Origin of the sequence: Pseudomonas sp. IT-P74 (genome assembly GCF_949768175.1) — a bacterium.
Classification (GTDB): domain Bacteria; phylum Pseudomonadota; class Gammaproteobacteria; order Pseudomonadales; family Pseudomonadaceae; genus Aquipseudomonas.
Genome location: NZ_CATKQD010000007.1, coordinates 41,579 through 66,033 on the forward strand (window position 1 = coordinate 41,579; position 24,455 = coordinate 66,033).

At 60.4% G+C, this 24,455-nt stretch carries 21 protein-coding genes; 12 read left to right on the top strand and 9 right to left on the bottom strand.

From position 1 onward, the window contains the following. Positions 1-4: 4 nt before the first annotated feature. Complete coding sequence (locus ACM6J5_RS06675) at positions 5-820, bottom strand: ABC transporter ATP-binding protein (RefSeq protein WP_095944998.1); 816 nt, start codon at positions 818-820, stop codon at positions 5-7. Continuing rightward, positions 817-2,415 (bottom strand): ABC transporter permease, encoded by a 1,599-nt coding sequence (locus ACM6J5_RS06680; RefSeq protein ID WP_414928043.1) that lies wholly within the window; start codon positions 2,413-2,415, stop codon positions 817-819. The genes ACM6J5_RS06675 and ACM6J5_RS06680 overlap by 4 nt, the downstream gene beginning before the upstream one ends. A 403-nt stretch (positions 2,416-2,818) precedes the next feature. Here ACM6J5_RS06680 and ACM6J5_RS06685 point away from each other — a divergent pair, with 403 nt between their 5' ends. Next, on the top strand, positions 2,819-3,832 hold the full coding sequence (locus tag ACM6J5_RS06685) for an ABC transporter substrate-binding protein (protein ID WP_414928044.1): 1,014 nt from the start codon (positions 2,819-2,821) through the stop codon (positions 3,830-3,832). 125 nt (positions 3,833-3,957) lie between these two features. On the opposite strand, the gene ACM6J5_RS06690 is transcribed toward ACM6J5_RS06685, so the two are convergent. Further along, positions 3,958-4,878, bottom strand: coding sequence for a LysR family transcriptional regulator (locus ACM6J5_RS06690; protein WP_150673702.1), 921 nt, complete (start codon positions 4,876-4,878; stop codon positions 3,958-3,960). Positions 4,879-5,061: 183 nt separating this feature from the next. On the opposite strand from ACM6J5_RS06690, the gene ACM6J5_RS06695 reads away from it, so the two are divergent. Both ACM6J5_RS06695 and ACM6J5_RS06700 read left to right on the top strand, forming a co-directional pair. Beyond that, entirely contained in the window at positions 5,062-5,982 is a 921-nt protein-coding gene (locus ACM6J5_RS06695; protein WP_414928045.1) for a TauD/TfdA dioxygenase family protein, read from the top strand. 133 nt (positions 5,983-6,115) lie between these two features. After that, the gene (locus ACM6J5_RS06700; RefSeq protein ID WP_414928046.1) at positions 6,116-8,476 is read left to right on the top strand and encodes a TonB-dependent receptor; all 2,361 of its coding nucleotides are present in this window, start codon (positions 6,116-6,118) and stop codon (positions 8,474-8,476) included. A 53-nt stretch (positions 8,477-8,529) separates the two neighbouring features. Here the strand turns inward: ACM6J5_RS06700 and ACM6J5_RS06705 are convergent, their stop codons facing one another. Continuing rightward, on the bottom strand, positions 8,530-8,841 hold the full coding sequence (locus ACM6J5_RS06705; RefSeq protein WP_150756841.1) for a hypothetical protein: 312 nt from the start codon (positions 8,839-8,841) through the stop codon (positions 8,530-8,532). Between the two features lie 374 nt (positions 8,842-9,215). On the opposite strand from ACM6J5_RS06705, the gene ACM6J5_RS06710 reads away from it, so the two are divergent. The 6 genes from ACM6J5_RS06710 (at position 9,216) to ACM6J5_RS06735 (ending at position 14,079) form a co-directional block, all read left to right on the top strand. Further along, positions 9,216-10,025 carry an energy transducer TonB gene (locus tag ACM6J5_RS06710; RefSeq protein WP_414928047.1) on the top strand — a complete coding sequence of 270 codons (810 nt, stop codon included), beginning with the start codon at positions 9,216-9,218 and terminating at the stop codon, positions 10,023-10,025. A 44-nt stretch (positions 10,026-10,069) separates the two neighbouring features. Beyond that, positions 10,070-10,795, top strand: coding sequence for a MotA/TolQ/ExbB proton channel family protein (locus ACM6J5_RS06715; RefSeq protein ID WP_150673698.1), 726 nt, complete (start codon positions 10,070-10,072; stop codon positions 10,793-10,795). Between the two features lies 1 nt (position 10,796). After that, entirely contained in the window at positions 10,797-11,198 is a 402-nt protein-coding gene (locus tag ACM6J5_RS06720; RefSeq protein ID WP_414928048.1) for an ExbD/TolR family protein, read from the top strand. A 288-nt stretch (positions 11,199-11,486) separates the two neighbouring features. Next, complete coding sequence (locus ACM6J5_RS06725; RefSeq protein WP_095944989.1) at positions 11,487-12,068, top strand: alpha/beta hydrolase; 582 nt, start codon at positions 11,487-11,489, stop codon at positions 12,066-12,068. A 55-nt stretch (positions 12,069-12,123) separates the two neighbouring features. Continuing rightward, positions 12,124-13,047: a sigma 54-interacting transcriptional regulator gene (locus ACM6J5_RS06730; protein WP_095944988.1), complete on the top strand. Its 924-nt coding sequence runs from the start codon at positions 12,124-12,126 to the stop codon at positions 13,045-13,047. A gap of 249 nt (positions 13,048-13,296) precedes the next feature. Continuing rightward, positions 13,297-14,079, top strand: coding sequence for a MetQ/NlpA family ABC transporter substrate-binding protein (locus ACM6J5_RS06735; protein WP_150673696.1), 783 nt, complete (start codon positions 13,297-13,299; stop codon positions 14,077-14,079). 312 nt (positions 14,080-14,391) lie between these two features. Here ACM6J5_RS06735 and ACM6J5_RS06740 read toward each other — a convergent pair whose 3' ends face one another. Then, positions 14,392-15,561: an AAA family ATPase gene (locus ACM6J5_RS06740; RefSeq protein WP_095944987.1), complete on the bottom strand. Its 1,170-nt coding sequence runs from the start codon at positions 15,559-15,561 to the stop codon at positions 14,392-14,394. 176 nt (positions 15,562-15,737) lie between these two features. Here ACM6J5_RS06740 and ACM6J5_RS06745 point away from each other — a divergent pair, with 176 nt between their 5' ends. Genes ACM6J5_RS06745 through ACM6J5_RS06755 form a run of 3 tightly spaced genes read left to right on the top strand, consistent with a single transcriptional unit; the run spans position 15,738 to position 20,949 of the window. Continuing rightward, a complete protein-coding gene (locus ACM6J5_RS06745; protein WP_095944986.1) occupies positions 15,738-16,841 on the top strand; it encodes an efflux RND transporter periplasmic adaptor subunit in 1,104 nt (367 codons plus the stop codon). Next, positions 16,838-17,902, top strand: coding sequence for an efflux RND transporter periplasmic adaptor subunit (locus tag ACM6J5_RS06750; protein ID WP_095944985.1), 1,065 nt, complete (start codon positions 16,838-16,840; stop codon positions 17,900-17,902). Before ACM6J5_RS06745 ends, ACM6J5_RS06750 begins: the two co-directional genes overlap by 4 nt. After that, positions 17,899-20,949, top strand: a complete 3,051-nt coding sequence (locus tag ACM6J5_RS06755; RefSeq protein WP_150673695.1) for an efflux RND transporter permease subunit — start codon at positions 17,899-17,901, stop codon at positions 20,947-20,949. The genes ACM6J5_RS06750 and ACM6J5_RS06755 overlap by 4 nt, the downstream gene beginning before the upstream one ends. A gap of 107 nt (positions 20,950-21,056) precedes the next feature. Here ACM6J5_RS06755 and ACM6J5_RS06760 read toward each other — a convergent pair whose 3' ends face one another. The 4 genes from ACM6J5_RS06760 to ACM6J5_RS06775 form a co-directional block, all read right to left on the bottom strand. Next, a complete protein-coding gene (locus tag ACM6J5_RS06760; protein WP_095944983.1) occupies positions 21,057-21,686 on the bottom strand; it encodes a class I SAM-dependent methyltransferase in 630 nt (209 codons plus the stop codon). Positions 21,687-21,870: 184 nt separating this feature from the next. Continuing rightward, a complete protein-coding gene (locus tag ACM6J5_RS06765; protein WP_095944982.1) occupies positions 21,871-22,227 on the bottom strand; it encodes a DUF6124 family protein in 357 nt (118 codons plus the stop codon). Between the two features lie 471 nt (positions 22,228-22,698). Beyond that, on the bottom strand, positions 22,699-23,343 hold the full coding sequence (locus ACM6J5_RS06770) for a methionine ABC transporter permease (RefSeq protein ID WP_095944980.1): 645 nt from the start codon (positions 23,341-23,343) through the stop codon (positions 22,699-22,701). Next, positions 23,333-24,454: a methionine ABC transporter ATP-binding protein gene (locus tag ACM6J5_RS06775; protein ID WP_414928049.1), complete on the bottom strand. Its 1,122-nt coding sequence runs from the start codon at positions 24,452-24,454 to the stop codon at positions 23,333-23,335. The genes ACM6J5_RS06770 and ACM6J5_RS06775 overlap by 11 nt, the downstream gene beginning before the upstream one ends. Position 24,455 lies beyond the last annotated feature (1 nt).

Genomic DNA, 24,455 nt, shown 5'->3' on the forward strand with positions numbered 1-24,455 from the left:
TTTTTCAGTAGGCAATGAAGGACAGCGGCAGATCGCGAACCTGCACCGGCACGGGGGGCTGGTAGTGATCGTCGCTGGTGAGTTCGTGCAGCAGTTCTTCGCGCAGCTGGTGGAAGTCGAAACTGCTGCGTTGGCGCGGATGGGGCAGGGCAATGTCGACCACTTGCTTGATCCGCCCCGGACGCGGCTCCATTACCACAACGCGGTCGGCGAGGAAGATCGCTTCCTCGACATCGTGGGTGACCAGCACCGTGGTGATTTTTGCCCGGGCGCGGATCGCCAACAGTTCGTCCTGCATCTGCTGGCGGGTCAGCGCATCGAGGGCGCCGAAGGGCTCGTCCAGCAGCAGAATCCGTGGGCTGGCCACTAGGCCGCGAGCGATGGCCACGCGCTGCGCCATGCCGCCGGAGAGCTGGTGTGGATAGGCGCGGGCGAAGTCGCCCAGGCCCACCAGTTCGATGAAATCATGGATACGCTTGTGCTTTTGCGCAGCGCTCAAAGGCTCGTTGACCAGGCCCAGACCGATGTTGTCGGCCACGCTCAGCCACGGGAACAAGCGGTGTTCCTGGAAGACGATGCCGCGCTCGCCGCCGATGCCGGTGACAGCTTTTCCATCCACGCTGATCTGCCCGCGAAATTGCGTATCGAGGCCCACCAGCAGTCGCAGCAAAGTGGATTTGCCGCAACCGCTGGAGCCGACGATGGCGACGAATTCGCCCTCGGCGATGTCCAGGTTGAATTCGCGGATGGCCTCAAGTGTGAAGCCGTCGACGTCGAAGGTTTTGCCCACGTGATTGAAGCTGACAATCGGTGCGTTCATGCGTGTCTCCAGCGAGTGGCGCGGATTTCCAGGCGTTGGCCAATGAGGTTGAGCAGGGCACCGGTCAGGCCCACCAGCAGCATGCCGGCCATGATCAGGTCCATGCGCAGCAGTTGCTGGGCGCCGATCATCTGGCTGCCGATGCCGCCGTTGGACGGCATGAAATATTCGGCGCCGATGGTGCCGAGCCAGGCGTAGATCAGGCTTAGCCGAAGCCCTGCAAAAATCCCCGGTGCCGCGCCCGGTAGCACCAGTCGACCGAGGCGCTGGCACAGATTCAGGCGCAGCACCTGCGCGGCCTCGTTCAGTTGCGGCGACAGGTGGGCGACGCTGCGTTGGGTGGCGATGAACAGCGGGAAAAAGGCGGCCAGGGCAACGAACACCCACTTGGCCAATTCCCCCAGACCGAACCACGCGGTGAGCAACGGCACCCAGGCGAAAATGGCGATCTGGCGGAGGGCGGCGAGGGTCGGGCCGAGCACGCGTTCACTGGTGCGCGACAACCCCAGCAACAGCCCCAAGGCAAACCCGAGCCCGCCACCGAGCAGCAATCCGCCAAGGGTTCGGCCCAGGCTCAGGGCCATGCCGCCAATCAGCGTGCCGTCGAGCAGGCCATTCCAGGTGGTGTGCAGGACCGCCAGCGGGCTGACCAGAATGTTCGCGTCAATCCATTGCTGATCCGAAGTCAGTTGCCACAACGCCAGGAGCGCCAGTGGCAGCAGCCACGGTTGCAATCGCGGCCAGCCTTGATAACGCGGCCCACGACGGATTTCGGCGGTGGCCGGGTGCGGCCAGTGCACCAGTTTCCTGTCCAGCAGACCGATGCCGCGATCCATCGCCACGCCGATCAAGCCGATCACCACGATGCACACGAACACGATGTCGAGCATGAACAACTGCCGCGCCCAGACCATCAGGTAGCCGATGCCTTCGCTGGAAGCGAGCAGTTCGACAGCGAGCAGTGAAGTCCAGCCGGCGGCCAGCGCGAGGCGCACACCGGCCATGAATGCCGGCAGCGCGGCAGGCAGCACCAGGTGGCAGATCAACAGGTGCCTGGGCAGGCGCAACACGGCGGCGGCTTCGCGCAACTTGGGTTGTGCGTCGCGCACACCGACCAGCGTATGCAGGGTTACCGGCACCACGATGGCCTTGATCAGCACCACCAGTTTCAGCACCTCACCGATGCCGAAAAACACCATGAACAACGGAATCCAGGCCAGGGTCGGGACTTGGGCCAACCCGGCAAAGGTTGGAAATACCAGGCGCTCCAGTCGACGAGTGAAACCCAGTGCCGCACCCAAAACAGCACCCGCGATGATCCCGGCCAGCAAGCCCCAGAACAAGCGCTGAAGACTGATCCACAAATGGCTCCACAACTCGCCTTGGGACAGCTCCAGTGCACTGCTCCAGACAAGGCTCGGTGCCGGCAGGATCTGCTCGCTCATCCAGTGATTGCGGCTGGCGAGCCACCAGAGCGTGAATAGGGTGATGGGTAGCAACCAAGGCAACAGCCGACGACTCAAGCTGGGCCAGAGGCGCTGGTTTTCCAGTGGTGGCGCGGCTAGCGGCAGGCTGAGAAGAGAAACACGGGCCATGAGTGACCTCCGTTGTCGGGTTGCAATAAAGACCTGCTTTTTTGTAGGAGTGAGCCTGCTCGCGATAGCGGTGTGTCAGGCAAAGATGTCTCGATTGACCTTCCGCTATTCGCGAGCAGGCTCGCTCCTACAAGGGTTCAAGGCGTATGCAAAATTGATCTATAAAATTCAAAATCAATACTATTGAGCGATAATAGAAGCCATTTATGGCCTCCCTAAGCCTCCGCATCCAATGCATTCGAAGAATATTTTTGATGCCGTTTGGGCATATCGGCGGAGAGCACCGGATGCGTTGACATAGACCTAAACGATCTAAAAATGTGAATTTATAGTATTTAAGTGTTGGTGAAGATTCAGCCTAGTTTCAGCTCCTCAACGCCCGTTGCCTCAAGGAGCCGCACCCATGAACCTTCCCTTCAAACGTGTCATCAGTCTGTTCGCCACACCGGCCCTGGCGGGCCTGCTGGCTTTCACGGCCAATGCCGGTGAGCTCAAGGAAATCCGCATCGCCGTGCCGGACCTGAGTGCCGGTACCCAGCACAGTGGTGGCGGTGTCGTGGATGTGCTGCGTGATCAACAGATCTTCGAAAAGGCTTTCGCCGATCAAGGCATCAAGATTCAGTGGAGCTTCTTCAAGGGCGCAGGCCCGGTGATTAACGAGGCGTTCGCCAACGGTCAGGTGGACCTGGCCTACCTCGGCGATCTGGCGGCCATCATCGGCAAGTCCAATGGTCTGGATACGCGACTGCTCAGTGCCTCGGCGCGCGGGGTAAAGCATTACCTCGGCGTAGTGCCGGGTTCGGGGATCAAGACCCTGCAGGACCTAAAGGGCAAACGCGTGGCGATCTTCCGTGGCACCGCCAGCCAGTTGTCCTTCGATGCGGCGCTGGCCAGTCAGGGCTTGAGCGAGAAGGACGTGAAAGTCATCAACCTGGACTTCAACGCGGCGGTCGCGGCGCTGGCGGCGAAGCAGATCGATGCGTCGTGGGGCGGTTCCGGGCTGACGGCGTTGCAAGCCAAGGGGCTGGCCGAGTTGCCGCTCAATACCAAGGATCTGGGCGGCGCCGGCAGTGTGCAGGCGGTGCTGATAGGGACCGGGAAGTTTGTCGATGCGCATCCGGAAGCGGTGGCGAAACTGCTCAAGGCCCAACAGCAGGCCGTGGAGTGGCTTACCCAGGACAGCAACAAGGACGCTTACATTCAGTTGGTGTCGGGGCTGGCGAGTTATCCGGCGGTGATCCTCACGCAGGATCTGAAGGATCAGAAGCTGAGCGAGGTTTTCCCCTCGACGCTTGATCCAGTGTTCCTTGGCAAGTTGCAGGATGCGGTGGATTTGGCTTCGCAGCAGAAGCTGATTCGCAAGTCGTTCAAGGTCAGCGATTGGGTGGCGCCGGAGTTGGCGGCGGCGAAGCTCTGAAATTTCTGGCGGTCTTACTGGCCCCATCGCGAGCAGGCTCGCTCCCACAGGGGATCTCTGTCGGACACACAGTTTGTGTACGACTCAAATCCAATGTGGGAGCGAGCCTGCTCGCGATGGGGCCATCAAACCGCGACGCTGATCTGCTGCCTGTCCACCGCCACCAACGTCTCGATCATCGCCCGCGCCGCCGGCGACAAGCGGAACCCGGTGCGACTGACGATCCCGCACCGCGCATTCATGCTCTCGATGTTCTGCGGCAGATTGCGCCAGTGCAGTAGTGCCAGTGAACCCTGGGCAATGTCTTCAACAAACGCTTCTTCAGTCCCTACGCCAATCGCATTCGATTGCAGTACCACTTTCACCAGCGCCGGGAAATGCTCGGTCTCGATGGTCGGTGAAAAATCCACTCGCCCACTGAGGTTCGCCAGCAGTTTGCGAATGCCCGGCGGAATCATCGTAGTCGCCAGTGGGTAATCGAACATGTCGTTGGTCGACAGGCTCTCCTTGGTCAGCAGCGGGTGCCCGGGTCGGCAGAAAAACACACCGCGCTTGGGCGTCAGGGCCTGGGTCTGAAAGTTCGGGTCGGACTCGAAATGGCGGATGTCGGCGATGAAAAATTCGATCTCCTCACGGCTCAGGGCGCGGCTGAGTTTCTCCCAGTTATCCACCTCGAAACAGGTGCGCACTTTCGGATGCGCATTGATGAATTGCGCCACTGCATCCGGCACCAGTTTCACCGCAGGTGCCGGGCCGCAACCGAAGCGCAGTTCACCGGCATCGAGCTTGGTCATCTGCGTCACTTCGGCATTCAAGAGGGCCGCGCCTTGTACCAGGCTGCGGGCATGTTGCAGCACCACCAGACCTTCGGGGGTGGGGCGCAAGTCCTTGTTGCCACGGTCCACCAAAACGCAGCCGAACTCGTGTTCGAGCCCCTGAATGCTGCGGCTGAAGGCAGGCTGGGTAATGCCCATGGCCTCGGCCGCGCGCACGAAACTGCGGTGCTCGTCGAGGGCGATGAAGTAACGCAACTGGCGAAGATCCATATGCTTTTCCGGCATCCTAAAAATAGCTCGAAGGCATTTGCGACGAGGGTTGACTGAGGTTTTAAATGCAACCTCTTATTCCGTCAACGAAGCATTCTGATATCTATTAGATCTAAATAGAATATAGATAGAGCAGTGTTTCGCGGCCGGTTCAACCGTAAGCAGTCTGATGAGGGTCTACCCATGAGCAATGCCGCTTTCGCAGTACAACCCGCTGTTCACGCGCTTGAAATCCATCCGGTGGCCGGTCGCATCGGTGCCGAAATCCGTGGCGTACAGCTTTCGGGCGAACTGGATGCCGCCACTGTTGAAGCCATTCAACAGGCACTGCTGCAATACAAAGTGATCTTCTTCCGCGAGCAGACCCAGCTCGACGATCAGCGCCAGGAGGCGTTCGCCCACCTGCTCGGCGAGCCGGTGGCACACCCGACCGTACCAGTGCGCGAAGGCACGCGTTTTCTGCTGGAACTGGACGGTGCCGAAGGCCAGCGAGCCAGCTCCTGGCACACCGACGTGACCTTCGTCGAGGCCTACCCCAAAGCCTCGATCCTGCGCTCGGTGGTGGCGCCGGCTTTCGGTGGCGACACCCTGTGGGCCAATACCGCCACTGCCTATGAAGGGTTGTCGGTGGAGCTGCGTGAGCTGGCCGACAAACTGGTCGCCGTGCACAGCAACGAATACGACTACGCCGGCACCCGGCCTGACGTCTCTGCCGAGAAGCTGGAGCGCTATCGCAAGATCTTCACCTCGACCGTCTACGAGACCGAACACCCGGTGGTCCGCGTGCACCCGGTCAGCGGTGAGAAGAGCCTGTTGCTGGGGCATTTCGTCAAACGCATCAAGGGCTATTCCCAGGCCGATTCGGCGCACCTGTTCGGCTTGCTGCAAAGCCATGTGATCCGCCAGGAAAACATCGTGCGCTGGCGCTGGAAGGCTGGCGATGTGGCGATCTGGGACAACCGCTCCACCCAGCATTACGCGGTGGATGACTACGGGACCCAGGACCGCATCGTGCGCCGGGTAACGCTCAAGGGCGAGGTGGCGGTGGGTGTGAACGGGCAGGTCAGCCAGACGGTGAAAGGGCCGGATATCGACGGCGTCTGACCTGACGCTATCGCGAGCAGGCTCGCTCCCACAGGGGATTTGTGGCGTACACAAAACCAATGTGGGAGCCAGCCTGCTGGCGATGGCGGCCAATCAAGCAATTCAGAATTCTTTTGATCGGGAACCCCGCCTTATGAGTCCGTTGCACGTCGCTTCAACCTCTTCACCCCAACGGCTCAAACGCCTGCCCCTGGCCTTGTTGCTGGCAGGCAGCGCCAGTTGGACCCAAGGCTATGCGGCAGAAAGCGCTACCCCGCAAACCACACCCACTAAAACCGCCACGGCCGACAGCGCGCAACTGGAAACCGTGACGGTTACCACTCGCCGCCGCGAAGAAAGTTCGCAGGATGTGCCGACGCCGATGAGCGTGGTCAGCGGCCAGACCCTGGAAACCCAGCGGGTCTATCGCATCCAGGATCTGCAGCAGCTGGTACCCAGTGTCAACGTCGCCTACATGCATGCGCGTCAGTCCAGTGTGTCGATCCGTGGCCTGGGCAACAACCCGGCCAGCGATGGCCTGGAAGGCAGTGTCGGCCTGTACATCGACAACGTTTACCTCGGCCGCCCCGGCATGGCCGTATTCGACCTGATGGACATCGAGCAGCTCGAAGTGCTGCGCGGTCCGCAAGGCACCTTGTTCGGCAAGAACACCACCGCTGGCGTGATCAATATCAGCACCCGCGCGCCGACCTTTACCCCTGAGCGCAGCATCGAATCTTCGGTGGGCGAAGACGGATACTTCCAGACCAAGGGCACGATTTCCGGCCCGCTGAATGACGAACTGGCCGGACGCTTTTCTGCGTATCGCACCCGCAGCGACGGTGACATCAAGAACGAGTTCGACGGCCACGAGTTAAACGGCGGCTCGCGCGATGGCTTCCGTGGCCAGTTGCTGTTCAAGCCCAACGAGTCATTCAGCCTGCGCTGGATCGGCGACTACAACGAAGAAGATTCCAGCGCCGGCACTCGTGTGTTGTTCAACACCGGGCCAACCATCAATGGCACCAATCTTTACCAGCGCCGGGCCAATGCGGCGGGCGCGACACTGGTCGACGGCACGCACCGCAAGGTCAACCTGAACAACGACCAGCACGTCACCGTGCATCAGGGCGGCACGTCGGTCGAGGCCAACTGGACACTGCCAAGCGACTTCACACTGACCTCTATCAGCTCTTATCGCTGGTGGAATTTCACCCCGCGCAACGATGATGGTCTGGACGTTTCCACCTTCTTCAATGCTGGGGTTTCGGTGGAGGATAAGCAGTATTCACAGGAGTTTCGCCTGGCGTCGCCTACCGGTGGATTCTTCGATTACGTGCTCGGCGCCTATTACTTCGGTTCCGATCTGGACAACACATCCTTCGCCTTTTACGGCCCGCAAGCGGACATCTGGAACGGCACGCCTAACGGCGCTTTGAACAACATCGATAGTGTTGGCAACGGTCATATCGAAACCAACAGCTTTGCGCTGTTCGCCCAAGGCACCTGGCACCTGACCGAACGCCTGGATTTCACCGCCGGCCTGCGCGGCACCTATGAAGAGAAAAACGCCAGGGTGACCCGTGATGCACCGGTGGGTGGTGCAGCGGTCAGCGGTGCGGCGGCTGCGGCACGACGTGCTCGCGCCGGCGTCTTCGATTCCGGCGAATTGAATCAGTACAGCTCCAGTCCCTCGGGCTTGCTGAACCTCAGTTACCGCCTCACCGACGACCTGCTCACTTACGCCACGTTGTCCCATGGCGAAAAATCCGGCGGGGTCAATCTGGCCGTCGGCACGGCGCCGGTGGCCGGTGCCGATTCGCTGCTGATCGGCACCGAGCGCGCCAATAACGCGGAACTCGGTTTCAAGAGCACCCTGTGGGACCGCCGCCTGCAACTCAACGCCAACCTGTTCTGGACCCAGGTCAACGGCTACCAGACCAACGCCTTCGACGACGTCAATCGCGTGCAATACCTGACCAACGCCGGCTCCGTGCGCTCCCGTGGCGTGGAGTTCGAAAGCACCCTGATCCCGCTGCGTGGCCTGACGTTGAACATCAACGGCTCGTACAACGACGTCAGCTACCTCTCGTACAAGGACGCGCCGTGCCCGCCGGAAGTCAGCCTGGCGCCAGGCGCTCCAGCATCCTGCGACCTCAGCGGCCATCAAGTGGTGGGTGCTTCGAAATGGATCGGCAACGCCAACGGCGAATACAAATGGAACCTGAACAACGGCTTTGAAGAGTACGTCACCGCCAGCTATGCGTTCCGCTCCAAAGCGGTGGGCACGGTGGAAGATTCCGACTTCGGGCAGATCCCGAGTTATGCGGTGGTCAACCTCTCCACCGGCCTTCGCGGCGACTTCAACCAAGGGCAGTGGGACGTTTCGTTGTGGCTGAAAAACGCCTTCGACAAAACCTATTACACGACGCTGTGGACGGCCGCGAACGGCGGGTATGAAGGCCTGCTTGGCACGCCTCGGACATTGGGTCTGACCGGTCGATATGACTTTTGAACGGCACAAAAAAACCTGCGGCTTTCCGGGGAAAACCGCAGGAGGAAATCGCCTCAGTTGCCGGTGATCAATACGCAGGTTTGGGCTTTACAACCCTTGCCGGTACTCAGTGAAACGAACCTGATGACCGCTTCGGGTGTGGAGGTGGAAAAGGTGAGGGTTGCGTCTTTGAAGTCCTGGGTCTGAAAGCGCTCATCCGGCAATACGACACCTTTCCATTTTCCCTGGAAGACGTTGATCGGGTAGCTGGTCTTGTTTCTGATCTCGAGTTCAATCGCTCCCGTGTCCTTGGGGGTGGCCGCAAAAATCGAGAGTGGCGCCAGTAACAGCGCCATGCAGATCAATGGCCGGGTAGTGAATGTCATGGGTACTCATCCTGAGTTGATTGATTGGTGTGGGTACATCGCTTGTCGTTCTAAAACGGGCGGTGGCGCTTTAGCAATGTTGCGGTTGTAAGGGGGCATGTGCGTTTGCCGAAAGCGGCCAAAAAGCATGCCTGCCGAGAATATTTTCCATGCCTTGTAAGCATGTGGTTGCAGGCCCCTGGCCAGACGCCTTGCGGAATCAGGCGTGCAGCCATTCGAGCATTTCTGTTATTCGTTTTGGTTCTATTTTCAACTTTAAAAATTACTTTCGGGGATAAGCGTGCCGGCCAATGATTCACCCAGCGACCTGTCGTGTGGGGGATGTTGAGCACGATGTTTCGCTAATCCGCAAAGAGACCGCATGGAGTTAAACAATGGGCAATGTCCAGATCGCCGCCGGTGCACATGAAGTGCTGTGGCGCCAGGCGCCCGGTGGTGAGTTGGTCGACCTCGGCCGACCGCACCGGGTGCCCTTGGGGCAGTTGCGTTTGCAGCGTTCGCCCAAGGGCATTTTGAGCCGAAGGGAAACGGTCCTGCTCGGCGTGCTGGCGTTGCTGGTGCATGGCGCGGTGATCTATTGGGTCAATCAGCAACCGACCACCGTGCTGCCCATCGTGCCGCCGCAGATTCCGCCGATGACCATCGAGTTCTCGCGTCCGGCGCCACCAGTGGTCGAGCCTCCGCCTCCGCAACCGGTGCAGCCAGTGGTTGAGCCGCCACCGCCCGTGGAAGACGAGTTGGCAGTAAAACCTGCGCCACCTAAACCAGTTCCGAAGCCGAAGCCCGTGGCTAAACCGCTGCCGAAACCGGCACCAAAAGCCGTTGAACAACCACCCGCGCCAGCGAAACCGACAGCGCCTGTCGCCGCCCCGGCACCACCTGCACCGCCGGCGCCCGCACCTGTGACACCAGCCTCGGCCACCGCCGGTTACTTGAAAAACCCGGCACCGCAATACCCCTCGCTGGCCCAGCGTCGCGGCTGGGAAGGCACGGTGTTGTTGCGCGTACATGTGCTGGCCAGCGGCAAGCCCGGCGAGATCCAGCTCCAGAAAAGCAGCGGTCGCGATGCACTCGACGAAGCCGCGCTGAACGCGGTGAAACGCTGGAGTTTCGTGCCGGCCAGGCGAGGTGATGTCGCCCAGGACGGCTGGGTCAGCGTGCCCATCGATTTCAAGATTCATTAAACCGAAACCAAATTCGCGCGAAACGTTTACACGAGGAATACACCATGACGTTACTGGCATCTCCACTTGAATCCATCGAAAGCGCGGTGATCTGGCTGCTGGTGGTTTTTTCCGTCGCGACCTGGGGTCTGGCATTGCTCAAGGGCGTGCAGTTCGTTCGCCTCAAGGCACAGGATCGAAGGTTTCATCAGCAGTTCTGGGCCGCGTCGAGCCTCGACTCGGCAGCCGAGCTGAGCGAAACCCGGCCCGGCGCGGCAGCCCGGGTTGCACAGGCTGGTTATGCGGCAATCCAGGTGGGCGAGGCGCCGCAGGCGGCGGACTTGAGCCAGGCGATCAATCATCAGGATCGTCTGGAGCGTGCCTTGCGTCAGCAGATCGTGCGTGAGCGTCGGTCGCTGGAAACCGGGTTGGCGGTACTGGCGAGCATTGGCAGCACCTCGCCATTCATTGGTTTGTTCGGCACGGTGTGGGGAATCATGGAAGCGTTGAAAGGCATCAGCGCGGCGGGCTCGGCAAGCCTTGAAACGGTCGCCGGGCCGATTGGCGCGGCACTGGTCGCCACCGGCGTGGGGATCGCCGTCGCGGTGCCGGCGGTGCTGGTTTACAACTATTTTTTGCGTCGTTTGAAACTGACGGCGGCGGACCTGGATGACTTCGCCCACGACTTCTACAGCCTGGCGCAGAAGAGTTCGTTCCGTGTACTGATCCACCCGACGGCGCACAAGGCGGCAGCCCAGGGCAATGCGCAGAAAGTGAAGGAGGCGTCCTGACATGGCCTTCTCCACGCAAGACACCGATGAGGTGCTCAGCGAGATCAACGTGACGCCGCTGGTGGATGTGATGTTGGTGCTGCTGGTGGTGTTCATCGTCACCGCGCCGCTGCTGACCAACGCCATTCCGATCAACCTGCCCAAGACCGAAGCGGTGGCGCCGGTGGAACAGAAAGACCCCTTGGTGGTGAGCATCGACGGTACCGGCAAACTGTTTATCAACAAGGACGAGATACAACCGGACTTGCTGGAGTTCAACCTCAAGTCGGCGAAGGCCAAGGACCCCGAGGTGCGCGTGCAGTTGCAGGCAGACGATGGGGTGAATTACGGCGAAGTGGCGCGGGCCATGGCGTCGATCGAGCGGGCAGGGATTACCAAGTTGTCGGTGATTACTGCGCGCTAACGGATTTTCGTTTTCCGGGGCCGTCTCCTTGGCAGGGTGCGGCCCTTTTTTTGCCTCGATTTTCGCAACGCCGCAGTACCCCTGTGGGAGCGAGCCTGCTCGCGATGGCGTCTTCAAATTCAACATCAAAGGTGGCTGATCCACCGCCATCGCGAGCAAGCTCGCTCCCACAGGTCATATGTTTAATATTCGATATAGATCTTAATAAATAGCTTCTTATTCCTTAACGAATATAAATCCTCTCCCTATACTCGACCGGGAACAGACACGCAGCAGGAGAGCTCCCCCATGCGCAACGAATCAATTCGCTACCTGATTGTGCCGGGCTGGCAAGGATCGCCAGAAGATCATTGGCAAAGCCACTGGCAGAACAGCCTGCCGAACAGCGCACGGGTGGAACAGGCCGACTGGTTGACGCCGCGTCGTGAAGACTGGGTCGCGGCGCTGGCCGAGGCGATTGCCGCCGACAGCACGCCGGTGATTCTCATTGCCCACAGCCTGGGTTGCATCACCGTCGCCCATTGGGCCGCGAGCGCTCCCGTGCAGTTTTTGCGTCAAGTGCGCGGCGCCTTGCTCGTCGCGCCAGCCGATGTCGAACGCCCGGCCTGCGCGCCGGCCTTGCGCAATTTCGCGCCGATCCCGACGGATCTGCTGCCGTTCCCCAGCCAGGTTGTCAGCTCCGACAACGACAGCGCCGTCAGTGCACCGCGAGCCCTGGAGCTGGCGCGTCAGTGGGGCGCCGAGGCGGGGATTCTGGCGGGTGCGGGGCATATCAACGTGAAGTCCGGTCACCAGCGTTGGGAGCAGGGTTTTGCCTATCTCTATCGATTGCAAAACCGCATGGAACACCACGCCCTGCGTCGCGCTTGAACACTTTCCTTATTTAACGCCCCCGTCTCCCGGCGGTTTTGGGCGGGAGTCTGCCATGAGCTTTGAAACCTTTGGCCAGCCGCTGCTGACCTTTCCCGATGCGGAAAAAAGTCCCCTGAGCATCCGCGCCAAGGCGCTGGTGTTTGTCGATCCACGTTCACGGCAATTACGTGAAGACCTTGAGCAACTGGCCACGCGTTCAGTGTCAGTGCTTATCCGTGGCGAAACCGGCACCGGCAAGGAATTGCTGGCCCGCCATATCCACCGCGCCAGTGATCGCGGCGGGTTGTTCGTGTCGGTCAACTGCGGCGCCATCAGCCCGACCTACGCCGACGCCGAGTTGTTCGGCTATGCGGCGGGCAGCTACAGCGGCTCGGCGAGCAGTCGTGCCGGGTGGTTCGGTTCGGCCAACGGCGGCACGCTGTACCTGGACGAAATCGGCGACCTGCCGCTGCCGATCCAGACCAAACTGCTCGCTGCGCTGGAAAACCACGAAGTCACCCGCGTCGGTGCCCATCAGCCGAGCCCGGTGGATGTACGGCTGGTGGCGGCCACCAGCATCGATCTGGCCCAGGCGGTTGCCGCCGGAAAATTCCATGAACGGCTCTATCACTACCTCAGCGAAGGCCAGCTCGAACTGCCGGCACTGCGCGAACGCACGGGGGACATCCTGTCGCTGGCCGAATACTTCCTCGGGATCTACAGCCAGCGTCTCGGCCTGCCAGTGCCACTGATCAGCGAAGCGGCGCAGCTTGTGCTGGAGCGCCACAGTTGGCCGGGCAATACCCGGGAGCTGGAAAACATCATTCACTTTGCGCTGCTGGTGAGTACGGGCGACGAGATTTTGCCGGAACATTTGAATTTGCCGGATACAGGCTTGGGACAGCTTGAACAGCAGCTCAAGCAGATTATCGGCAATGGTTCGGCCGATGAAAAAGCGGCTTTGAAGCGATTGATAGCCGACGCGGGACTCCTGTAGGAGCGAGCCTGCTCGCGATGGACGTCAACGATGACGCGGCGCACTGAATGTACGCGTTGCCCTTGCGACCATCGCGAGCAGGCTCGCACAGCTGTATGAACAAAATGGAATATGAAGCTGAATAAACGTTATTGTTCGGGAATAAAAAATCCCGGTATTGTCCGCTTCACGCCAGCGATAGCACTTCACTGGCACTCTCATATTCAAGCCGTCGCCACAAGCGACTGTGATTTTCGATAAGGACACTGCATGAAAAAGGTTCTGTTGTTCACCGCACTGGCGGCTGCCCTGACCACGGGCCTGGCCCAGGCTGGCGAGAAACTGGTGGTTGCCGCGACCCCGGTGCCACACGCCGAGATTCTCGAGCTGATCAAGCCAACCCTCGCCAAAGAAGGCGTGGACCTGGAAATCAAGGTTTTCACCGACTACGTTCAGCCGAACGTGCAGGTCGACCAGAAGCGTCTGGACGCCAACTACTTCCAGACCCTGCCGTACCTCAAGAGCTTCAACGAAGGCAAAGGCACTCACCTGGAAACCGTGATCGGTGTTCACGTTGAACCCTTCGGTGGCTACTCGAAGAAAGTCAAAACCCTGGCTGAGTTGAAAGACGGCGCGACCATTGCCATCCCGAACGAAGGCAGCAACAGCGGCCGTGCCCTGATCCTGCTGCAGAAGGCTGGCCTGATCGAGTTGAAAGACCCGAAAAATGCCGTGTCGACCCCGAAAGACATTGCCAAGAACCCGCACAACTTCAAGTTCAAGGAACTCGAATCGGCCATGTTGCCGCGTGTGCTGGATCAGGTTGACCTGGACATGATCAACACCAACTACGCGCTGGAAGCGGGCCTGAACCCGGCGAAAGACGCGCTGATCATTGAAGGTGCCGATTCGCCTTACGTGAACTACCTGGTGGCCCGTCCGGACAACAAGGACAGCGTTGCCATCCAGAAACTGGCCAAGGCCCTGACCAGCCCGCAAGTGAAAGCATTCATCGAGAAAAAGTACAGCGGCGCGGTACTGCCGGCGTTCTGATTCGCGAAGCAAACCCCCTCAAGATTTCCCGCGCCGACGGCTGATTTAGCGTCGGCGTCTTTTTTTGCGATGGATTGCTCAGGCTGGCTTGGCCTTCAAGGCCCTGCGCAACGCCATCAAGAGCTTCAGAATGTCCTGCGGATGAAGCCGTTGCGGCGGTTGTATGTCTGCCATGTTCTCGTCCTTGTGAGGTTTGGCCGGGAGTCTGGCCAAAAGTGGTTCGTCCTTGGAGCGGTGTTTCGAAAAAAAGATCCTTCCTACGGCGCAAGGGAAAATAGACGTCTTCCATTGCCCCGGCAAATCAGGCGCTGCTTAATCCGGCCAATACCACGCTGGCTCATCCAGAATCCGCTGACCGACAATCCCGGTTTGCCCGAGATTCTTCTCCAGCACGATGCAATTGCACTCCGGGTCTTCCTGCAATGCAGAAATCAAGCGCCTGGCGTGGGAAACCACCCACACCTGACACTGCTCTGAAACGCGGATGATCAAGCGCGCCAGCGCCGGAAGCAGGTCCGGGTGCAGGCTGGTTTCCGGCTCGTTCAGCACCATCAGTGTCGGCGGCCGTGGCGTCAGCAGCGCCGCGACCAGCAGCAGGTAACGCAAGGTTCCGTCCGACAACTCGGCGGCCGACAGCGGCCGCAACAAACCTTCCTGAAAAAATTCGATGGCGAAGCGCCCGCCGGGCAGAGGTTCGATGTTCAGTCGCGCGCCGGGGAAGGCGTCGCTGATCGCCGCCCGCAAGGCCTCGGGGTCGCCAATTTCGATGATCGTCTGCAAGGCCGCCGCCAGGTCACGACCGTCATGGTGCAATACGGGCGTGCGGGTACCGAGTTGCGGCTGGCGAACCGGTGCGTCGGCGTCACTGCGAAAGTGATCGTAGAAACGCCAGCGACGAATAAATTCACGCAGTTGCATGACTTCCGGCGTGGTGCGAAAGCTGCCGACCTGATCAAACAGGCTGTCGAAATCCGGCGTGTGTTGGGCCAGCACTTCCCATTGGCGACCGTCCCGCGCACGGACCATCGGGCCATTGCGATCCACCAGCAGGCTGGCAGGACGGTACACGGCTCCGGCCCAGATACATTCTCGTTTGATCTCGGGGTCCAGCGAAAAGTACGTGATGTGATCCGGCTGCGGCATCGGCAGTCCCAGTGCGATCGCGTAGCTGAAGTCTTCACCGGAAAAGCCCAGGCGCAAACGCATGGGCGATTGACGGACGCTGCCTTCAACCTGAACTTCACCATTACGCATGCGCCGGGAGAGGGTTTCCGGCCCGGCCCAGAAGGTCGAATCCAGGCCTCCTTCACGGGCCAGGGCATTGACCACGCCGCCCTGGGCGGTTTCCGCCAGCAGGCGCAGCGCACGGTACAGGTTGGACTTGCCGCTGCCGTTGGGGCCGGTGATCAGATTCAACCGGCCCAGCGGGATCACCAGTTTGTTGATCGAGCGGTAATTGGCCACCGCGAGGGTCGTGAGCATGTGGATTCCTGAGGAGTGATCGACCGGAGGTCATTGTCAGACATGCACAGGCGTCTATGGCAAGTGTTTGAGGGCTAAAAGGGTGCGAACTTTTTCTTCATAAGACGCTCGTGCAAGGTTTAGATCCTGTTCTAAGCTCTCTGTCGTGTTGTACATGAAAAGGCCAAGGAGTTTGCATGGTGGTTCCCGGATTGAAAGTAGTAATGGCCTTGAGTGTCGTCACCCTGCTGACGGCTTGCGACGAGAAAAAGCCCGTGCAGGAATACCTGCCACGGGTGTTCGTGCAAGTCGTCAAGCCGGCGGATTACGCGGCCTCGGTTACCCTCACCGGTGATATCCAGGCACGGATACAGACGGAGCTGTCTTTTCGTGTGGGTGGCAAGATCATCCAGCGTTCGGTTGATGTCGGTGATCGAGTGACCGCCAGGCAAGTGCTGGCCCGGCTCGACCCCAAGGATTTGCAGACCAATGTCGATTCGGCCCAGGCGCAAGTCATCGCCGAACAGGCGCGGGTGACGCAGAGTGCGGCGGCGTTCGTGCGTCAGCAAAAATTGCTGCCCAAGGGCTACACCAGCCAGAGCGAATACGACTCGGCCCAGGCCGCCTTGCACAGCAGCCAAAGTGCCTTGAGCGCCGCCCAGGCGCAGTTGGCCAATGCCAAGGATCAATTGAGCTATACGGCGCTGATCGCCGACGCCCCGGGGATCATTACCGAGCGCCAGGCGGAAGTCGGCCAGGTGGTGCAGGCGACCATGCCGGTCTTCAGCCTGGCCCGTGACGGCGACCGGGATGCGGTGTTCAACGTCTATGAATCACTGCTGGCCGAGAAGCCGAAAGATCAAACCATCGTCCTCAGCCTGCTCGACAACCCGGCGATCAAGACCACCGGCACCGTGCGCGAAGTCACCCCCTCGGTGTCGGCGCAATCGGGAACCGTGCAGGTCAAGGTCGGTCTCGACAAACTGCCCGACGGCATGCAATTGGGCTCGGTGGTGAGTGCCACGGCCAGGGGATCGGGCAAGTCGGTCATCGAGTTGCCGTGGTCGGCACTGACCAAGAACATCAGTGAGCCTGCTGTGTGGATTGTCGACGACAAGGGCAAGGCCCAATTGCATTCGGTCACGGTCAGTCGCTACCTGACCGGCAAGGTCATCATCAGCGACGGATTGAAGGACGGGGACAAAGTCATCATCGCAGGCGGACAACTCTTGCACCCGGACATGGAAGTCGAAATTGCCGAAAACACTTACAAGGATCTGACGTGGGGAGCCAAGCCATGAAGCCTTTATGGGCGTTGTCCATCGGGCTGGTGCTGAGCGCCTGTTCCAAAAGCGAGCCACCGCCGGCGCCGGTACGGCCGGTGCTGTCGATCAAGGTTCAGGCCTTGAGCGAAGAGGACCTGGGCCGCTTCGCCGGCAGTATCCAGGCGCGCTATGAAACCGATACCGGGTTCCGCGTGGGCGGGCGAATCGCCAGCCGTAACGTCGATGTCGGCACCGAGGTGCAGAAGGGCACATTGCTCGCCACCCTCGATCCTTCGGATCAACAGAACCAATTGCGCTCGGCCCAGGGCGATCTGGCGAAAATCCAGGCGCAACTGATCAACGCCAAGGCCACGGCCCAACGCCAGCAAGCCTTGTTTGACCGAGGGGTCGGCGCCCAAGCGCAACTCGACGAGGCTAACACGGACCTGAAAACCACCCAGGCCTCCCTCGATCAGGCTCGCGCAGCCGTCAACCAGAGCAAGGACCAACTGGGCTACACCGAGCTGCGCGCCGACCATAAAGCCGTGGTCACCCAGTGGAGTGCCGAGGCCGGGCAAGTGGTGTCGGCCGGTCAGCAAGTGGTGACCCTGGCGCAACCGGATATCAAGGAAGCGGTGATCGACCTGCCCGATACCCTGGTCGATCAACTGCCCAGCGATGTGGTGTTTCTGGTCGCTGCGCAGCTGGATCCGAGCATCAACACCACCGCCATCATCCGCGAAATCGAGCCTCAGGCTCAAAGCGCCACACGCACCCGTCGTGCCCGCCTGACCCTGGCCGAAACGCCAGAGGGCTTTCGTCTGGGGACGGCCATCAGCGTCACCCTGAGCTCGGCGATCAAGCCGCGCATCGAGTTGCCTGTCACCGCGCTACAGGAGGTCGATGGCAAGCCACGGATCTGGGTGATCGATGCACAGAGTAAAACCGTTTCTCCCCGTGAAATCACCGTGATCAGCCGTACCGACAGCACCGTGGTGCTGGCCGGCGGCGTGAAGAACGGCGAACGGGTGGTCAGTGCCGGTGTGAACAGCCTCAAGCCGGGGCAACAAGTGAAAATCGACGAGGACAGTCAATGAAAGGGCCTTTCAACCTCTCGGAATGGGCCCTCAAGCATCAGTCGTTCATCTGGTATCTGATGTTCGTCGCATTGCTGATGGGTGTGTTCTCGTACTTCAACCTGGGGCGCGAAGAAGACCCTTCGTTCACCATCAAGACCATGGTGATCCAGAGTAAATGGCCGGGGGCGACCCAGGAGGAAACCCTCAAGCAGATCACCGACCGGATCGAGAAAAAGCTCGAAGAGCTCGACTCCCTCGACTATGTGAAAAGCTACACGCGCCCCGGTGAGTCCACGGTGTACGTGTACCTGCGCGACACCACCAGTGCCAAGGACATTCCGGAAATCTGGTACCAGGTGCGCAAGAAGATCAACGACATCAAATACCAGTTCCCGCAGGGCATACAGGGGCCGTCGTTCAACGACGAGTTCGGTGACGTCTTCGGCTCGATCTACGCTTTCACCGCCGACGGTTTGACCCTGCGTCAGTTGCGCGATTACGTGGAACAGGCGCGCATGGAAATTCGCGGCGTGCCGGGGCTGGGCAAGATCGAAATGGTCGGCCAGCAGGACGAAGTGCTGTACCTGAACTTTTCCACGCGCAAACTCGCAGCGCTGGGCATCGATGAGCGTCAGGTGGTGCAGAGCCTGCAATCTCAGAACGCCGTGACCCCGGCGGGTGTCATCGAGGCCGGGCCGGAGCGGATTTCGGTGCGCACTTCAGGGAAGTTCGCTTCGGAGAAAGACCTGGCCGAGGTCAACCTCAAGCTCAACGATCGCTACTATCGTCTGGCCGACATTGCCGAAATCAGTCGCGGCTATGTCGATCCGGCCTCGCCGGAATTCCGCTATAACGGCAAACAGGCCATCGGCCTGGCGATCGCCATGCAGAAGGGTGGCAACGTCCAGGCGTTCGGCAAGGCTTTGCACACCCGTATCGACCAGTTGACCGCCGACCTGCCGGTGGGTGTCGGCATTTACAACGTTTCCGACCAGGCCGTAGTGGTGGAAGAGGCCGTCGGCGGCTTTACCAGCGCGCTGTTCGAGGCGGTGGTGATCGTGCTGCTGGTCAGTTTCGTCAGCCTTGGCGTGCGCGCCGGGCTGGTGGTGGCGTGCTCGATCCCGTTGGTGCTGGCGATGGTGTTCGTGTTCATGGAATACAGCGGCATCACCATGCAGCGGATTTCCCTCGGTGCACTTATCATCGCCCTCGGCCTGCTGGTGGACGATGCGATGATCACCGTGGAAATGATGGTCACGCGCCTGGAAATGGGCGAGACCAAGGAGCAGGCGGCGACCTTCGCCTACACCTCCACGGCGTTCCCGATGCTCACCGGTACGCTGGTCACGGTGGCGGGCTTTGTGCCAATCGGCTTGAACGCCAGCTCCGCCGGTGAATACACCTACACCCTGTTTGCGGTGATTGCCTGTGCGATGCTGGTGTCATGGGTGGTGGCGGTTCTGTTTGCGCCGGTGATCGGCGTGCACATTCTCAGTACCAATGTGAAACCCCATGAAGGCGAACCCGGGCGCATCGGCAAGGCGTTCAACGGCGGGCTGCTGTGGTGCATGCGCAATCGCTGGTGGGCCATCGGCATCACCGTGCTGTGCTTTGTACTGGCGGTGTTCAGCATGCGCTACGTGCAGAACCAGTTCTTCCCGTCTTCGGATCGCCCGGAAATCCTGGTGGACCTGAACCTGCCGCAAAACGCCTCGCTCGACGAAACCCGCCGGGCCGTCGATCGTCTCGAAGCCACGCTCAAGGACGATCCGGACATCGTGCGCTGGAGCACCTACGTCGGTCAGGGCGCGATCCGTTTCTACCTGCCACTGGACCAACAACTGCAAAACCCCTTCTACGCGCAGTTGGTGATCGTCAGCAAAGGCCATACCCGTGAAGCCATGATGCAGAAGCTTCGCGAGCGCTTGCGCAACGACTTCGTCGGCATCGGCAGTTATGTCCAGGCACTGGAAATGGGCCCGCCGGTAGGGCGTCCGATCCAGTACCGGGTCAGCGGCAAGGACATCGACCAGGTGCGCCGGCATGCCATCGACCTGGCCACGGAGCTGGACAAGAACCCGCACGTTGGCGAGATCATCTACGACTGGAACGAGCCGGGCAAAGTCCTGCGTATCGACATCGCCCAGGACAAGGCGCGGCAACTGGGGCTGTCTTCCGAGGATGTGGCCAACCTGATGAACGGCATTGTCAGCGGCCAGACGGTGACCCAGGTCGATGACGACATTTACCTGATCAACGTGGTCGGTCGCGCGGTGGATTCCGAACGCGGTACACCGGAAACCCTGCAGAACCTGCAGATCGTCACGCCGAGCGGTACGTCGATTCCATTGCTGGCGTTCGCCACGGTGCGCTACGAACTGGAGCAGCCGCTGGTGTGGCGTAGGGATCGCTTGCCGACCATTACCATCAAGGCGGCAATACGCGACGAGATCCAGCCGACCGACCTGGTGAAAATCCTCAAGCCGTCCATCGACGCTTTCGCAGCCAAACTGCCGGCGGGCTACAAGGTCGCCACCGGTGGTACGGTGGAGGAAAGCGGCAAGGCCCAGGGCCCGATTGCCAAGGTGGTGCCGCTGATGCTGTTCATGATGGCGACCTTCCTGATGATCCAGCTGCACAGCGTGCAGAAGCTGTTCCTGGTGGCCAGCGTTGCGCCGCTGGGGCTGATCGGCGTGGTGATCGCGCTGGTGCCGACGGGCACGCCTATGGGCTTCGTGGCGATCCTCGGGATTCTGGCGCTGATTGGTATCATCATCCGTAACTCGGTGATCCTGGTGACCCAGATCGAAGAGTACGAGCACAAGGGCTACGCGCCGTGGGATGCGGTGGTGCAGGCCACCGAACATCGACGTCGGCCGATCCTGCTGACCGCCGCGGCGGCGAGCATGGGGATGATCCCGATTGCCCGGGAAGTGTTCTGGGGGCCGATGGCCTACGCCATGATCGGCGGGATCGTCATCGCCACCTTGCTGACGCTGCTGTTTTTACCGGCGCTGTATGTGGCCTGGTACAAGATTCGCGAGCCGAAGAAAGAGGCGCAGTAAGGGCGAGCGCTTCGCGCTCATCGCGAGCAGGCTCGCTCCCACAGGGGTTATGTGAACGCCGAGATCCAATGTGGGAGCGAGCTTGCTCGCGATGGCGTCCGAATTGACTACACAGCCTTACGCCAGACACTCGCCAACCAAGGCTGCTGCTCCCGCGGCAGCCCGGCCGGCCGGTAGTAATGCTCCAGTTCGACAAACCCCGCCTCGATCAACAAATGCTGCCAGGCAACCAGGTCGTGGTACGACCCATAACGCGGCCCGTTCCAGCCTTCCTGATTCTCGCCACGAGGATTGGAACTGAACAACACCCCACCCGGTTTCAGCGCTCCCCACAATTGCTTCAACACCCGCGGCAATTCCTGACGCGGAACATGAAACAGCACCGCGTTGGCAAAAATCCCGTCGAAACGCTCGGCCGGCAGATCAAGCTTCAGGAAGTCCTGCTGCCACACCTCGCAACCGCTGTCCTCACGGGCCATCTGTGCGAATTTTTCCGAACCGTCGAGGCCGACCGCCTTGTGGCCCATACGGGTGAACGTCTGCAGATCACGACCCGGCCCGCAGCCAAAGTCGAGAATGTCGAAAGGCGCCTCGCCCTGAATGTGCCGCAGCAGGGCATCGATATTCTGGCTGACATCGTGATCGCGCGTGCCCTCGCGAAAGTCTTCGGCGACCGCATTGTAATGGCCGAGGGTCGTGGAGGTGATCTGTTCGAGGTCGTCGGGCGTCTGTTTCATCGTCGGGCTGCGCAGGCAATTTGGATTCACAGAATATACGCCATGAGGCCTGGGGCTGCTGCGCAGCCCATCGCGAGCAGGCTCGCACACACTGATTCGCGCCGTGCATAAATTTTGTGTGCGCTGAGGATCAACTGTGGGAGCGAGCCTGCTCGCGAAGGCGATATCACTGACAACAGAAGATTCAGCCCTTTTTCATCCCCAAACACTCAATGGAGTGATCCACCATCGCCTTGGCAATCTCCAGCAAATGCCAGATCGAGTACACCATCGCCCGCTCGGCGCCCTTGAGTTGATCGCCACACTGATACGCGGTGACCGAAGCACAACGCAGCAGGTCGGCGACATAGAGCTGGGTGTCTTCAAAACTCACGTCTTTGCTGACGTTGTAGAAGCGCATTTCATCGGGGGGTGTGGGTTGCTTGCCGGTGAGGTGGAAATCGATGGCTCGGTAGAGCGCGGAACGATCCCTGAGCAAATCGTCGGTGACGGTTTCGTTGGAGGGACTTTCGGGAGGTGGATCGGGAACGGGTTTCTTCATTGGTAAAACTCCTGACTATAAGTTGGAGCCAACCGATTTCGCGACTAAACGAATAGGGGGTGGCGGCTGCACACAGGTTAGTCGACCGGCCGCCAGGCAAAACCGGCGCACCACGAGGGTGCCCTGCGCACAGCCACCATAAAATTCAGGCAATAAATAACACCTGAAAAAAGGTGACGCTGTGCGCCCGACGCGGATCCGGGCGACTAAACCCGATCACTGATGAGCAGTGACGGACCGAGACTAGCCACGGAATTCGGCAGGCGCAAGCGAGCGAAATGATCTAGGAAATGTCCTGCAAAAGAAAGGGAACGAGCCTGCAAAATCGCTGATTTTCCTGTACGAAATATCATCAAGATCGCCACTCGTGTAGGAGCGAGCTTGCTCGCGAAAAACCTGAGGGCGCCACGGGGAATCTGGTTTCCCGCGTTATCGTTGACCTCCATCGCGAGCGGGCTCGCTCCTACAGGGCTAGCGCTTGTTCAACCCCCGCGCCAACCGGTCCCCACCTAACTGAACCACCGCCACCACCGCCACCAGCAACACAATCACCGTCAACATGATCTGGCTATCAAAGCGCTGATACCCATACCGATAGGCAATGTCCCCCAGTCCACCGGCGCCAATCGCCCCGGCCATGGCCGACGAATTGATCATGGTCACCAAGGTAATCGTGAACCCGCCAACAATCCCCGGCAGCGCCTCAGGCAACAACACATGCCAGACGATGTGCCAACGCCGGCAACCCATGGCTTGCGCCGCTTCAATCAATCCATGATCGACCTCGCGCAAGCTGACTTCGGCAATGCGTGCAAAGAAAGGAGTAGCAGCGATGGTCAACGGCACCACGGCCGCCCACACGCCGTAGGTGGTGCCGACGATGAGCCGAGTGAACGGAATCAGCGCCACCATCAAAATCAGAAACGGAATCGAGCGGAACAAATTCACGAACGCACCCAGTGCGCGGTTCAGCGCCGGGGCTTCGTAGATGCCGCCCCTGGAGCTGGTGACCAGGATCACCGCCAGCGGAATGCCCGCCAACAGCGCGATCAACGACGACACACCGACCATCAGGAACGTGTCGATGAAACCCTGCAGCAAGCGATCAAACCACATAGCCCAGCACCTCCACCTGTTGCGCCCAATGACCGGCGCGTTGACGCAACTCTTCGGCACCGAGCGTCGAGCCGGTCACCGCCAGCAGCAGTTGCCCGAGGGCATGGCCCTGAATCCGCTCCACGCCGCCTTGCAGCAATCGCACACGGCCTCCAAGGGCGCTGAACAATGCCGCCAGGTCCGGTTCGTCGTGTTGGCTGCCGGTGAACTGCAGGCGCAAGACCACGGCGGTGTCCGGGGACTGTGGCTGCGCCTGCAAACGACTTTGCAGCTCTTTGGGCAATGCGTGTTGCAACGGCGCCAGCAATGTCTTGCTGACCTCGTGCTGCGGATCGCCGAACACTTCCCACACCGGCCCTTGCTCGGCGATACGTCCGTGCTCCAGGACAACCACGCGATCACAGATCCCACGGATCACCGCCATCTCATGGGTGATCAAAACGATGGTCAGGCCCAGGCGCTGATTGATCTCGCGCAGCAGGCCGAGGATCGACTGCGTGGTCTCCGGGTCGAGCGCCGAGGTGGCTTCGTCGCACAACAGGATTTGCGGGTCATGCACCAGCGCCCGGGCAATGCCCACGCGCTGTTTCTGCCCGCCGGACAACTGCGCCGGGTAAGCCTTGTGTTTGGCTTGCAGGCCGACCAGCTCCAGCAGTTCACGGACCTTCTGTTCGCGTTGTTCCTTGGGCACACCGGCGACTTTCAGCGGCAGCTCGACGTTCTGCCAAACGGTCTTGGCCGACATCAGGTTGAAGTGCTGGAAGATCATGCCGATGCGCCGACGCAGCGCCACCAGGCGGTCTTCGTCGAACTCGCCGATGTCCACTTGGTCGATCAGCACTCGGCCGCTGCTCGGTTGTTCCAGGCGATTGATGGTGCGGATCAGCGACGACTTGCCGGCGCCGCTGCGACCGATGATACCGAACACTTCGCCGCGCCGGATCGCCAGGTCGATGCCGTGCAACGCGGCCACCGGGCCTTGCTGGCCGTTGTAGGTTTTGCCCAGATTGATGAAGCGCACATGAGCGCGATTGAGCTCGGGATGCAGCTCGGTTTGTTCAGCACGTAGAGGCTCTGGAAGCTCCAGTCGCCGTTGAATGGCGGCGCTCATG